Origin of the sequence: Planococcus soli (genome assembly GCF_016881065.1) — a bacterium.
Lineage (GTDB): Bacteria > Bacillota > Bacilli > Bacillales_A > Planococcaceae > Planococcus > Planococcus soli.
On the sequence record NZ_WXYN01000007.1, the window covers coordinates 240,208 to 253,007 of the forward strand.

The window sequence follows — 12,800 nt, forward strand, 5'->3', positions numbered from 1 at the left end:
TTTTTTATCTCCCTCCACTAATAACAGAGCTAAGACTGTTGAGCTTGCCGTTGACCCGTTCGGTAACAGCGTTATACCAAAGCTGATTTTTTGCTAGTTCAGCCATTTCGACATCCATATCCACGTTGTTGCCATTGTTGTTGTATTTTGTTGAACTATTGGTAAGGATTTCAGTCTTGCCTACTGAAGATTCGTTGCTGAATGAAAGGTGCCGATCGTTGGTTTTATAGCTGGAGAGGCTTTGATTGTTCATTGCGGTATCTAGGGCTGCTTGAAAATCGACTTTCTTGCTTTTGTAGTTAGCAGTATCTACGTTGGCGATATTCGCTGAATGGACTCGCTGTCTCAAAGTGGATGCTGAGAGAGCTTGTTCCATGGACTCAAGTGACTTAGGGAATATACTCATCAAAAAACTCCTTTTTTTTACATTTAATTGGTTAATAAAAATCCACTTTTAAAAAAGTGGATTTTAATCAAATCTACCACTTAGGTGACTCGGCTGCCTTGTACACTGCGTATTTAGGCCCGTAGCTTTGCGTCTTTACCTTTCGAGTAAGTTTGCCATTTTCATAATGATATTCTATTATTCTATTATTAAACTCGTCATTTCGTACTATTTTCTAAAATTAATAACAAAGTGATAGTATCATGTTTCAATAATTTTGTATATTTTTCTTTTTAAAAAAATAAAATGATATTTTTTCCATATTAATCAATAAGACACTATTTTTATTCATCTCTTAATGTTATGCTACGCGATATCTACCATTTTGCTAATAAGAAGGAGAAAAAGCCCATGTTTCGTGGATTATATACTGCTACATCAGGGATGATGGCCAATAATAGGAATCAACAAATATTGACAAATAACCTATCAAACGCCAATACTCCGGGATTTAAAGGTGACCAAACTGTCTTGCGCGCATTTCCAGATCAACTCATTACAGCGATAGAGAACGGAAAAAAAGGTACAATAGTCCCTCAAAATATTGGGACTTTGACCACGGGCGTATATGCTCAGGAGGGCATCCCTTCTTTTCTTCAAGGTCCGTTAAAAGAAACGGGGAATTTGACTGATTTGGTGCTGATGGATGAATTGCTTCCAACAAATCCAGAAACCCAGCAAAAAGGATCGATGGTTTTTGCAGTAGCTGCAGAGAATGATGAAGTGCGCTATACCAAAAACGGCTCACTCACTGTAAATACTGAAGGTTTCCTGACTACTAGTGAAGGATTTTCTGTCCTGGGTGAGAATCAGCAGCCGATTCAAGTTGGTTCCACTGATTTCACTGTGCAGGACAATGGCCAAATTACATTAGACGACGGAACACAAGGAGATCGCTTATGGATTGGCTATACGGAAAACCCCGAACAATTTGTCAAACAAGGACAGAATCTTCTGCGCTGGGAAGGCGCTCCTGAAGCCGCTCCTCAATTTATTGAAAATGAAGCGTTGCTGGAAGGTACAGGCAGTTTTGTCAAACAAGGATTTATTGAACAATCGAACGTGGATTTGACCCGGACGATGACGGACATGATGACAACTTACCGAGGCTTCGAATCAAACCAAAAAGTTATTCAGGCTTATGATCGCAGCATGGAAAAAGCAGTAAATGAAATCGGGCGCGTCTAGGAGGAAGTTATTAGTTGAACATTCAAATGAACACAGCCAGCAACACCATGGGCGAACTGCAAAAAAAGATCGATTTGATCGGCAATAACATTGCCAATGTAAACACCAATGGCTATAAACGCCAAGAAGCCAGTTTTTCAGACGCCCTTGTGCAATCAATCGAAAAACAAGTCGGTCCACAAAACGAAGTTGGGCGAATTACGCCTTACGGTTTGCGCATCGGTGCCGGCGCGATTTTGTCACAAACTGCAACTCGCAACGAACAAGGCTCTATCCGCCAAACAGACCGGCCGCTTGATTTTATGATCCAGGGCGAATCGGCTTACTTCCGGGTTGAGTCAGAAGGAAATGCGTTGTATACAAAAGACGGATCTTTCCAAGTCCAACCAGTGCCGAACTCAAACCAAGTCAGCTTGGTGACGGCCAACGGCGATGCGGTTCTCGGAGCCGATAATCAGCCGATTGTTTTCGACAATGATTACGACACCCTCCAATTAAATGGAAATGGCGCTTTGGAAGTTTCTTTTAAAGATCCCAATAAACAACCGGCTGAAATCCAAATGGGCATCGCCCAAATAGATCGGCCGGACTCTCTTGAAAAAACAGGCGGCAATCTTTTCCGCCTGACTGGCACTGAAGCGGAACAACTTGCCAATGGCAATCTGCAGTTTATCAATTTGGCTCAACAAAAGGATGGATCGATCGCCATCAAACAAGGTGTACTTGAAGCATCCAATGTCGAATTGGCTGATGAAATGACCGAATTGATCGCGACGCAGCGCTTGTTTCAATCACAAGGAAGAGCCATTTCATATGCAGATGATATGATGGGCTTGGTCAACACGATTAAAGGATAATGCAAAAAGAGCAGACACCCCGCGGGGTGTCTGCTCTTTTTGTTGTTATACAATTTTTTCTACTGAAGAAATCGCTCCAGGCGGACGCTTTCCGGGGGGTACGGCTTCAGCCGCTTCCCTCGCTCTGCTCAGTCCAGTGTCTTCAGCTCGTCCTAATCCCCTAGGAGTCGCCGCCTTCCGCTCTTTTTTCTAAGCATCATCCACATAAATGGATATTTTTATTTTTGCATCGCCACTTGGACCTACATCCTGTGAGCCCGAAAGCGGAGCTGATTTGTGGAATATCAGTAGCAAATTTGGAACTTACTTACTTACTTACTTACTTACTTACTTACTTACTTACTTACTTACTTACTTACTTCTTATCTCAAAAAGTCCATCAAACTCGGCTGGATTATTTTTGATGATGCAGCGAGGCTCGCTTGGTAAACACTTTCTTCGCTGGTTAGCTTGATGACCGCTTCTGCGTAATCGATGTCTTCGACTTTTGATAACATCGATTTAAGTTCCAGATTGCTATCAAGCAGCCGGTTTTCAACAGCTTCTACACGATTCTGCCGGACGCCGTTTTCAGCACCCACTGTCAACAACCGATCGATTCCTGCATCGATTTTATCCAGATCAATGGAATTTCCAGCCTTTAAATCATTGGATATGCTTTGCAGTGTTTTGAAAATATTGTTGTCATCTGCTGCAGTTCCAAACAACTCATCAGGCAGTACACTTGATTGGATCTTGATGCCATCTCCAATTGTGAACGTTTTAGCGATTAGGTCTGCAGAATCAACTGTAAAGTTTCCTTTTTCAGGAAAAGGAAGTTCGCCTGTTTTTTGGCCGTTGAACAATGATTGGCCATTAACTTTAGCATTTGCCAATTGGCGCATCCGCTCTGTCAATTCTTCTATTTCAGCAGCCATTGCCGTCTGGTCCAGCTCCGAATAAGTTCCGTTATTGCCTTGAACCGCTAATTCACGCACCCGCTGCATCGCATCCACCATCGAGTCGACATTTTGGCCGGTTTCGTTCATCCACAATTTGGCTTCATTCGAATTGCGTTCGAATTGGGTATTGGCCGCAAGCGTGCTTTTTAAGTTCATCGCTTTGCTGACGCCATTCGGATCATCTGATGGGCGGTGAAGCAATTTGCCGCTTGATACTTGGTTATTGATTTTTTCGAATCGGCTCAAGTTTTGGCTCATATTGCGTATGGAATTCTGGTTAAGCATCTGTTGCGTGACTCTCATGTTTTTCCCCCCACGTTCCTTCTGCTATCAGTTGCCCATTCGGTTGATGATGGTATCCAACATTTGATCCGTCATTGATACTAAACGTGCTGCCGCATTATATGAATGCTGGTATTTGATCAAGTTAGCCATTTCTTCATCCAGCGAAACACCGGTCACTGACTGTCTGCGATTTTCTGTTGCTTGCAGCGTTGCTCCGTGATTCGTGACCGAGTTGATTGCAGCCTGGCTTTGTGCACCGAGCTGGCTAACCAGTTTTCGGAAATCACTTTGCGCTGCTGCAGCTGTTTTTCCTGTTGCAGCTGGCTGGTTTAATGGACTTGCCTCGTAATTGACTTTTAGCTCAGATAGTTTAAAGTCTGCGGCGTTTCCGATAAATAAAGCTTGATCTTTACCGCCCGCAGCCGACATGCTATTCGCTTGTGCAAAATCACTGACCACGTTGTTTAAGTTTTCCTGATAAGCTGTTGCGGTATCCATCGACTCGCTCAATCCAGCCAATTTGCCGCCGTACATTTCATTTTCACCAGTACCAGTTTTATGGTCAATTTCGGAAACCTCTTCGCCGCTGACCAGTTGCTGGTTGTTTGAAGAGAGGCTGATCGAGTAGCTGCCGTTCGATTTTTCATCTACTTTGATCGACATCAGCGTTGATAGCTCTTCCACAAGCGCATCGCGTTTATCTTTTAAATCATTTGACTGGCTGCCATCGCGGACAATGCTTTTGTTTAGTTCTGCGATTTGTTTCAAATACCCGTTCGCTTCAGCAACAGTTGCTTGCGACTGCTGCGTCAATTCGCTTTTCAGGCTATCCATCGATTTGTTCATCGATTGCGCTACTTCGATAAAGGCTTGTGCTCGTTCTTTGACCACAGCCTGTGCAGACAAGCTGCCCGGCTCATTGGCCAGATCCTGCCAGGCACTGTTCAATCCGTCCATGGCGCTATTCAAACCGCTGTCGCTTGGTTCGTTTACGATTGTTTCCAAGCGGTCCAATGTCGTTTGTTTTGCCTGCCACTGTCCGAGTGTTTCGGAATGATCACGAAATTGCTGATCGAGGAAGCGGTCTCTTACACGGGTAATCGAATCGAGATTAACGCCGGTTCCAAGCTGTCCTGTATTTGCTCCTTGGCCTGTCCAAACGTCCAATGATGGAGAAGCTGTTGAGTTTACTTGTTGGCGTGAATAGCCTTTTGTGTTGACGTTGGCAATATTCTGTCCAGTCGTCGCAATGCTTGCCTGGCCGACAGATAATCCGCGCTTTCCTAATTCTAATCCGTGAAATGATGAAACCATGGTTTTCCCCGCTCTCTAACAATTTCTAGGCTCTTGTATCAAAAAAACCTTGATTGTTTGTTTGTGGCTTTTGCTGACCTGCCGGTGATTGGTAATTGAAATGCTGTTGTTTCGTTTTTGTCACTTGAGTGATCATATGTTGAACAAAGCTCATCGAGTCTTCCAGGATTTTTTCGTTGACTTTGTTTTTCACCTGCAGCTCAGTTAAAAGCATTTGTAACGTTGTCAATTGTGAGTGGAGCTCTTGTTTTACGTGTTCATCTGGAATCTGTTCTGCAAACTGGCTGAATGTCAGGCCAGGATGCTCTTCCAATACGTCGGCTACAAGTTGCTGCCGCTCGTCTTCCAATTGGCTAAGCTGTTTAACCAGCTTCGTTTCTTCTTTCACAAGCTCTGTCAGTTCATCGACTTTTCGTTCGATCAACACCGTCTGCTTGCGTTCGGCATAACGGATAAGCTGTTTTTGTATGCTGATCAATTCGTCCAGCGTGTTTACTACTAAGTTCAGCATCCGATACCCTCCTCTTTTAAGAGCCCTACTTTATTTATCGAACCAGAATTGATGAACTTTATCTGCTACCTTGCCCGCATCGACCTGGTATTCACCTGATGACACCTGAGCTTTTAGGAGCTGGATCTTTTCTTGTCTTTCAATATCAACATTGGCATTTTTTTCGAACATCGCCTTCGCCTGGTTTGAAATCTGAAGTTCGTCTTCTTTTTGCAGCGACTTTGTTTTGGCGGCCGGAGCCACCTGCAATTTTTGATAAGCTTGAATAAAGGAAGAACCATTCGTTTTGTCAATATTCATTCCTTCACCGCCCTCTAGTTTAGTTTCGTTCTCTTATCGTATTTTCCAATATTGCGCGTTGACCTTTGGCCTTACTCGTTTTCTTCCGGTTTCCTCTAAAAACTTATCATTTTTCAGTGTCGCATCGATCTCCAGCGAAAAATCCTTGAAACAGTCATCGCACAGGATCTGTCTTTTGATTACTTTACCACAATGCTTGCACGGGTAACCCAAATTCGGCAAGTCGTCTGCGTAAATGCGCCCGTCGCGAATAAAATCGGCAATTTGTTTTACAGAGACATTTGTGGACAAGCTGACATCTTGAATATTCGCAAAGCGATTGGCTTCGATTTTCAGAAACTCGTTTACTATCTTGAATTCCTCTTCGATTTCCTTGTAGCAGTCCAGGCAATAGTCAGTGTAGTCCTTAAGGAATAATGTACCGCAAATTCGGCAATTATCTAGCTGATTTGCTTTCATATCCACTCACCTGACCTTCTCTATAGATTTATATCGGCAGTTTTGCCAAAATGTTTAGCGGAATTTCAATTTTTTCTGCTTTAATAGTACATGGCTTTTCCAATACTCTTCTTTACTGCATTTTAAATTCTGTCACCAGGACACGATCCACTTTTCCTTTTTCAAAAACTTCCGATAAGCGTGCCGCAAGTTCTTCTTCAATCAATGTAATTCCGCTTTCTCCGATCAATTCATCTTTTGTAAAGCTTGCAACGGTCGCAATAACTGCTGCCCGCACCTCAGCAGTACGTTTTTCTGCTTCTTCTTTTGTTTCCGTATTACTTAACAGGATATTAAACTGAACAACCCCAAAGTTTCCTGGAGATGCCAGATTTGTCGTGATCACGTCGGTGTCGATGCTCATTTCTGCCAACTCTTCAGCGCTTAGCGGTTTTTCCTCTTCAGCTTCGACGTCTTTCTGCACGAAGTAAAATGCGGCACCTACACCCATAACTACTGCAATAATGACAACACCAATGATTTTCTTTAGTTTTCCCATGGTACACCTCTTAATCGTCAGTTTCTTTTTCATAAGGTGAAATCAGCACTTCGACACGGCGATTTTCCGCCCGCCCTTCTGGTGTGTCGTTTGCAGCAATCGGATGGTACTCGCTATAGCCGGATGCACTGAATTTCTGCGGGTCGAGATCATCATTTTCGAGCAGAATTTTCATGAAATTAATAGCGCGTGCAGAACTCAATTCCCAATTTGATGGAAATTCCTCTGTACCTGTTGGAATATTATCTGTATGCCCTTCGATGAAAATCATCCGCGGGGGATCCGAAATGAGTAAATTCGAAATTTCATTCGCAATGGTCTGTGACCCGTCTCGCATATCCGCACTTCCTGACTCGAACAGCACACCTTCTTTGATCGTAATCATCAGGCCTTTCGTGGTCATCTCCGTCTGAAGACGAGGCGACAGCCCTTTTTCATCAATATACGCTTCTATCTTCGTCTGGAAATCCTGCAATTCCCGCTGATCTTTCGCAGCAAGAATCTCTTCCGGGCTTTCACCCGACGGCGGATCCTCGCTCAATTCGGCAGTTGGCGATGTGTCAAAGCTCTCAACCGGCGCCTGTTCATCCAGTATGCCGGTGCCGCCCTGCAACTCGCTGTTGAATGATTCGGCGATGGCGTTGAACTTTTCGGCATCCACTTGACTGGAAGCGAACAGCACGATAAACAGCGCCAAAAGCAGCGTCAAAATATCGGCATAAGGCAAGAGCCAGGCTTCATCGACATGTTCTTCATGCTTTTTTTTACGCTTCAACTTGAACACCGCTTTCTTCTTGAGATTCAAGCATACGGTCTTTCGCCGGCAAGTAAGTCAACAGCTTTTCTTCTACAGTCCGGACTGGCAGCCCTTCCTGAACAGCCAGCAAACCTTCTAGCATAATCATTTTTGTTTTGGCTTCTGCTTCGGATTTCCGTTTCAGCTTGTTGGCAAATGGATGCCATAATACATAGCCTGAGAAAATCCCGAACAGGGTCGCGATAAACGCGGCGGATATGGATTTACCGAGCAAAGCCACATCGTCCAAGTGGCCAAGTGCGGCAACCAACCCGATAACGGCACCCAGCACACCCAGTGTAGGGGCATATGTACCTGCCTGCGCAAAGATTTTTGCCCCTAGTTCATGGCGTTCTTCCATCGCAACAATTTCCTCTTCCATCAAATCACGGATCTGTTCCTGTGACTGGCCGTCAACGACCATCTTCAGGCCGCGCTGTAAAAACGGATCTTCTACTTCTTCCGACTTTTCTTCCAATGCCAGCAAGCCTTCTTTTCGAGCCAGCATGGCCCAGCCAGTGAACATCGGTATCAATTCTTTGATGGAGACTTTTTTTTCTTCTCTGAATATCACTTTAAATAAGCTGGGAATCTTTTTTACTTCGTCCATTGGAAACGCAACGAGGATACAGGCGATGGTTCCGGCAAAGATGATCACCAGCGCCGCTGGATTATATAATGCGATCGGGCTTGATCCCTTCAGAATCATTCCGCCAATCAGCACGACAAATCCTAATATGACTCCTATCCATGATGTCTTATCCACGTTTATACCTCATTTCATTTGCATGTATAATTTTTTTTTGAAATCCTCCAAAACAAACGGTATTTGGTGGGAAGAAATCGCTCTAGGCGGACGCTTTCGGGCCCACAGGATGTGGGTCATGCAGCTGGCGCGGCTTCTGCCGCTTCCCTCGCTGTGCTCAGTCCAGTGGCTCCAGCTCGTGCTGTACCCGCAGGAGTCGCCGCCTTCCGCTCAACCTTCCTATTTTTCAAGATATATTGATTTATAGAGCATAACTAATTAAATTCATCTGTTTATAAAAAACTGAGAAAAGTACTCTAGCTTTATATTCACTATAGTACTTAGCGCCGGCGCGTTCACGGGCTAAGCGAAGCAAGAAGACTGGTGTACTTTGCCCGGCTTCTTGCGGGAGCTATGCCCAAAGCGGCCGAAGCGATTTAGAAATTTTTCGCTTACTTGTTTTTCGCCAATGCCATGGCTTCTTTCCAGGTGTTGCGCATGTCTGTCATGAGTGTTTCCACTTCTTCCAGCGCTGCTGTGTCGTTTTTCATGTTGGCGTCCAAGAGGCGTGTGTACATGTATTCGTACATTTGGGCCAGCCCGGCTGACATTTCGATTTTCAAGTCTAATGTGACGCGGAGTTCCTGGACGATGTTTTGGGCTTTGATGATGTTGGTGTTTTTTTCTTCGAACTTTTTATCGGCCAGTGCGCGTTTTGCCATTTTCATGAATTTCAGGCTGCCGTTGTACAGCATCAGGGTCAGTTCCTGGGGTGATGCTGTCATTGCTGAGTTTTGCTGGTAAGTCTGGTAAGGATTGATCGTTGCCATGTGTTCTTTTCCCCCTAGCATTTAGTTCCGTTTGTCGATAAATGAACCTTCAGTGGATACGGTCTGATAAGCGCTGCTGTATTTTTTGGATATTTCTTTTGTCTGGGCAATGCGATTGATTTGTGTAAAAAAGGATTGATGCAAATTGTTGAGCAAGAGGTGAAGCTGTTGATCGATTTCCTTTACTTGCTCAATGATGGACTGCTCTTCGGCTGTCCACTGGAAGTTTTTTTGCTTCATGAAGGTTTCCAGCTGCTTTATGGATTGCTGCCGGCGATGGAAGATGGTCTCAAGCGATTCAACGCTGCCTTCTTCATTAGCTTCCATCCGTAAATTGATGTCCTTGGCTTTTTTGTAGAGCTCCTGTGTCTGTTCCAGAAAGGCATACATAATTGTTTTTGAGCTCATTACGCGCCACCAAACATGTTCTGCTGCATCCAGGTGCTTTGGGAGTTCATCTGGCTTAGCGCTTTCTCCATTGCCGTGAACTGCTTCCAGTAGCGGTCTTCTACGCGCGTCAGGCGGTCCTGCCAGCGGCTGATTTCGTCATTCATCTGTTTGATTTTTTTAGAGAGCGTGCTGTTGTCGATGGAGCTTGAAGAGCTGCCGGCTTTTTCGCTGAGGTTTTTGACGACGTTGTTTAAGGTGTCGTAGACTCTTGCCCCAACCCCGTTCCCTGCTGCATCCCGAGTCGTGAACAGCGCCATGACTTCGTCCGGTTTGTCAGTCAGTGCTGCGCTTAGTTTCGCCTCGTCAATAAACAACTTGCCGCCTTCTGTATACGATCCAGTGTTGATGCCAATTTGCGACAAATGATTGATGTTGCCTTCTGCAAGTCCGCCTACGCTGTCCATAAAGGCTCTCCGCAGGTCTTGCATGGCTGATTTCAATACCGGGTCGTTGCGAAGCAAGCCGCTCCGCGCTTTTTCTTCCCATAATTCGATTTCAGTTTCCGTCAGATCCTTTTTTTGTTCATCAGACAAGGGTTGGAAATCGGGAAAGCGTTTTTCGACGAGCTGCTTCTGCAGGTTCTCGATTGTTTCATTGTACTTATCAACGAAGTCCTTGATCATGGCCAGTGGTTTTTCAGGGTTGGACTGGACGTTAATTGTCGATACAGTAGTAGAGGCTTGAAGCATATTAACTGTTATTCCGTTGACGGTCGTTTGGTTGGATTTCAGTCCGCCTATATCGATGCCGTCGAATTTGATCGATCCATCTGCAGCGCCGGTGGCTGTTGCTGTTGCAGCACCGTTGTTGATGATTTTATCAGCCAGTGCCCCATTTTCTGTTGTTCCATCTGCGGCTGTAAAGTTCATTGTAAAAGCCTGATCGGCTCCCATTCCTTTGGTCGCTATGAAAAATCGGGATGTTGTATTGTCGAAGCTTGCCCGTAAAGCCGGAACTGAAGCTGCTGTCGCATCCTGAAGGTTTTTGGCTACGTCCGCAAACGTGTCGGTGCTCGCTACATCAATGCTTATACTGCCTATATTAATTTTTCCGGCTACACCAATTTGATCAGTTGATTTTGCAGCAGTCCCTGCCGTATTTGTAATTCCGAGTGTCGAATTCAACTTTGCTGCACTCGCCACACTCGTCACCTGCACTTGGTATGAACCGCTCATTGCATTGGCCGTTGTCGCAACCGTGAAACTGTTTGGAGCGGGCGAAGTGGCACTATAGGAGTTAAACGACGACTGCAGACGCAAATTGCTGGCGCTTGTCCGCAAGTTCGACATCGACAGGTTGGTATCCCGAAACGCTTCCTGCTGCCATTCTGTAAAGGTTTTTTGCTGCATTAATTTATCTAAAGGCATTTTTTGGATCTTCATCATGTCTTTGACGATTGATTCGGTATCCATACCTGATGCTAGTCCGCCAACGCGCATAATAAGTTCACTCCATTCTTATCGTTTCTCATCCACGATCAGGCCCGCTAAATCGGCCATCGAGGCATACATATCTAAAAATTTCTTATTGGGAATCTCCCGCAATACTTCATCCGTTTTGGAATCAATTACTTGTACATAATAAACTTCCAGCTCTTCATGCAGCTGAAATTTCACATTTGTCGATGTCGGTTCTAAAAATTCGTTCATGCTCTCTACTTTATTTACGATTGCTTCCTTCGTAATGGTGTGATCGGTATTTTCGTTGTTGTATGGTTCAGAAGTGACTGTCTTCTTGAAAACTGCCGGGTTCGACTCGCTAATTTTTGGAAATTGAATAGCAGTTGAGTTTGTTACTTCCATAGTAAAACCACTCCTCGTCTTCTTAAAACTTAAATAGAATCTATATAATAGTTATCGGCAGAAAAGCAGATTTTTTTAGTAAAAAAGCAAAAAAAAAATAAGGCAGGCCTGTGAAGCACCTGTCTTAGCTTATGTGAGCTTGGAATAATAGTTGCTGACTCCTTGCGTCCAGTGGTTATTCAATCCTGTTGGATCATTGGCAGCTCCGACCGGCGCGTATTTAGCACCGATTTTCGCGATGGTGTCTTTGCCTTCATTCAAATAATTCTGGCGCAAGTTGCGGGCCATATCGAAAATACTGTCTTCTACAGAAGCATAGCTACGCAAACCGTTCTTGCCCATCATTCCGGCGACGTTGTTTTTGTCATTTACCGCGCGCGATGAGCCATTACCGGTTTCGTGGATGGCGATGGCTGACAGTAGATTCGGATCCAGGTCGTATTTTTTCCCGGCATTGATAAAATGGGCGGCCGTTCCTTCCAGTTTGCCTTCCAAGGTACTATCCAGCTTAATAAATTGGGTCGGCCGGAATTTCAGGTCGCTTGTATCCGTGGCTGCGGTCGGGACTTCTTTTGTGTTGAGCGGCGGGATCGTCAAGGCTGGGTTATAGGAATTGGTTAGCGGTGCCGTGAGCGGCGTAGTCACAGATGGCAATGCAGCCTGAACGCCGGTTTGTGGAGGGGTTCCGGTATTCGTTTGTTCCATGCTTTCCATCATGGCATTCATCAGCATCGCGAAAAACGTGCTGGGGCTTGTCGAACTGCCAATGGAACTACTGGCGCTGTCGGTTTGGCCTAAAGCAGGCATCGACTTTGCCATTGTGGCGATTGTATTATATAAAAGAAAATTATTAGAAATCGGACTGGTCAATCGGTTCTCACACCCTTTGCTCGAGTTAATCTTGTTTAGTGTACAAGATAATGGTTGAAAAAAGAATAGGATAATTGTGGGAGAGAAAACTATTTTTACAATAAAAAAATAGAAAGTCTATGACCTCTTACAGTCATGGACTTTCTAATTGTTTTATCCTCTAATATCTAAACGGCTTCCGACATGAGGCCGAACAGACTGTTCCAGCATCTTCACAACATCTTGACCATTCGTCTCCGCCTGATCGATTGTCTTTTTCATGATCGATACATTCGCTTCTGTCCGGACATTCATTTGGCTCATTGCCATCGATAACGCAGCGATATCCATTGGATTACCTCCTTATAAAAAAAGGAGCCCAAAATCAGGCTCCTTTTGACTCTTAAGATTAACGTAGCAATTGTAGTACTTGCTGTGGTGCTTGGTTGGCTTGCTTTGCCGCTATGTCTTTCGATCATAGAATAGACTA

The 12,800-nt window shown here is 44.7% G+C and carries 17 protein-coding genes and 1 riboswitch; of the genes, 2 read left to right on the forward strand and 15 right to left on the reverse strand.

What is annotated here, in order from left to right; genetic code table 11:
- Positions 1-4: 4 nt before the first annotated feature.
- Entirely contained in the window at positions 5-406 is a 402-nt protein-coding gene (gene flgB, locus GJB59_RS03585; protein ID WP_142827593.1) for a flagellar basal body rod protein FlgB, read from the reverse strand.
- Between the two features lie 80 nt (positions 407-486).
- Positions 487-573, reverse strand: a riboswitch (cyclic di-GMP riboswitch).
- A 223-nt stretch (positions 574-796) separates the two neighbouring features.
- Between flgB and GJB59_RS03590 the strand changes: the two genes are divergently transcribed.
- Positions 797-1,633: a flagellar hook-basal body protein gene (locus tag GJB59_RS03590; RefSeq protein WP_142827594.1), complete on the forward strand. Its 837-nt coding sequence runs from the start codon at positions 797-799 to the stop codon at positions 1,631-1,633.
- 14 nt (positions 1,634-1,647) lie between these two features.
- Entirely contained in the window at positions 1,648-2,490 is an 843-nt protein-coding gene (locus GJB59_RS03595; RefSeq protein WP_142827595.1) for a flagellar hook-basal body protein, read from the forward strand.
- A gap of 362 nt (positions 2,491-2,852) precedes the next feature.
- Here GJB59_RS03595 and flgL read toward each other — a convergent pair whose 3' ends face one another.
- The 14 genes from flgL to GJB59_RS03665 form a co-directional block, all read right to left on the reverse strand.
- Positions 2,853-3,734, reverse strand: coding sequence for a flagellar hook-associated protein FlgL (gene flgL / locus GJB59_RS03600; RefSeq protein WP_142827596.1), 882 nt, complete (start codon positions 3,732-3,734; stop codon positions 2,853-2,855).
- Between the two features lie 27 nt (positions 3,735-3,761).
- Positions 3,762-5,030 (reverse strand): flagellar hook-associated protein FlgK, encoded by a 1,269-nt coding sequence (gene flgK / locus GJB59_RS03605; RefSeq protein WP_142827597.1) that lies wholly within the window; start codon positions 5,028-5,030, stop codon positions 3,762-3,764.
- Positions 5,031-5,055: 25 nt separating this feature from the next.
- Positions 5,056-5,541: a flagellar protein FlgN gene (locus GJB59_RS03610; RefSeq protein ID WP_142827598.1), complete on the reverse strand. Its 486-nt coding sequence runs from the start codon at positions 5,539-5,541 to the stop codon at positions 5,056-5,058.
- 30 nt (positions 5,542-5,571) lie between these two features.
- On the reverse strand, positions 5,572-5,841 hold the full coding sequence (gene flgM, locus GJB59_RS03615; protein WP_142827599.1) for a flagellar biosynthesis anti-sigma factor FlgM: 270 nt from the start codon (positions 5,839-5,841) through the stop codon (positions 5,572-5,574).
- A gap of 33 nt (positions 5,842-5,874) precedes the next feature.
- Positions 5,875-6,300 carry a flagellar protein gene (locus GJB59_RS03620; RefSeq protein ID WP_185960025.1) on the reverse strand — a complete coding sequence of 142 codons (426 nt, stop codon included), beginning with the start codon at positions 6,298-6,300 and terminating at the stop codon, positions 5,875-5,877.
- A 112-nt stretch (positions 6,301-6,412) separates the two neighbouring features.
- Positions 6,413-6,838: a flagellar basal body-associated FliL family protein gene (locus GJB59_RS03625; protein WP_142827601.1), complete on the reverse strand. Its 426-nt coding sequence runs from the start codon at positions 6,836-6,838 to the stop codon at positions 6,413-6,415.
- Between the two features lie 10 nt (positions 6,839-6,848).
- Entirely contained in the window at positions 6,849-7,613 is a 765-nt protein-coding gene (gene motB / locus GJB59_RS03630; RefSeq protein WP_142827602.1) for a flagellar motor protein MotB, read from the reverse strand.
- On the reverse strand, positions 7,603-8,400 hold the full coding sequence (motA, locus tag GJB59_RS03635; protein ID WP_142827603.1) for a flagellar motor stator protein MotA: 798 nt from the start codon (positions 8,398-8,400) through the stop codon (positions 7,603-7,605). Before motA ends, motB begins: the two co-directional genes overlap by 11 nt.
- A 431-nt stretch (positions 8,401-8,831) precedes the next feature.
- Positions 8,832-9,209 (reverse strand): flagellar export chaperone FliS, encoded by a 378-nt coding sequence (gene fliS, locus GJB59_RS03640; protein WP_142827604.1) that lies wholly within the window; start codon positions 9,207-9,209, stop codon positions 8,832-8,834.
- A 21-nt stretch (positions 9,210-9,230) separates the two neighbouring features.
- The gene (locus GJB59_RS03645) at positions 9,231-9,617 is read right to left on the reverse strand and encodes a flagellar protein FliT (RefSeq protein ID WP_142827605.1); all 387 of its coding nucleotides are present in this window, start codon (positions 9,615-9,617) and stop codon (positions 9,231-9,233) included.
- Positions 9,617-11,098 carry a flagellar filament capping protein FliD gene (gene fliD / locus GJB59_RS03650; protein WP_142827606.1) on the reverse strand — a complete coding sequence of 494 codons (1,482 nt, stop codon included), beginning with the start codon at positions 11,096-11,098 and terminating at the stop codon, positions 9,617-9,619. Before fliD ends, GJB59_RS03645 begins: the two co-directional genes overlap by 1 nt.
- Before the next feature lie 18 nt (positions 11,099-11,116).
- Positions 11,117-11,461: a flagellar protein FlaG gene (gene flaG, locus GJB59_RS03655; protein WP_142827607.1), complete on the reverse strand. Its 345-nt coding sequence runs from the start codon at positions 11,459-11,461 to the stop codon at positions 11,117-11,119.
- A gap of 129 nt (positions 11,462-11,590) precedes the next feature.
- On the reverse strand, positions 11,591-12,331 hold the full coding sequence (locus tag GJB59_RS03660; RefSeq protein WP_142827608.1) for a glucosaminidase domain-containing protein: 741 nt from the start codon (positions 12,329-12,331) through the stop codon (positions 11,591-11,593).
- 153 nt (positions 12,332-12,484) lie between these two features.
- Positions 12,485-12,661: a YjfB family protein gene (locus tag GJB59_RS03665; RefSeq protein ID WP_142827609.1), complete on the reverse strand. Its 177-nt coding sequence runs from the start codon at positions 12,659-12,661 to the stop codon at positions 12,485-12,487.
- Between the last annotated feature and the right edge of the window lie 139 nt (positions 12,662-12,800).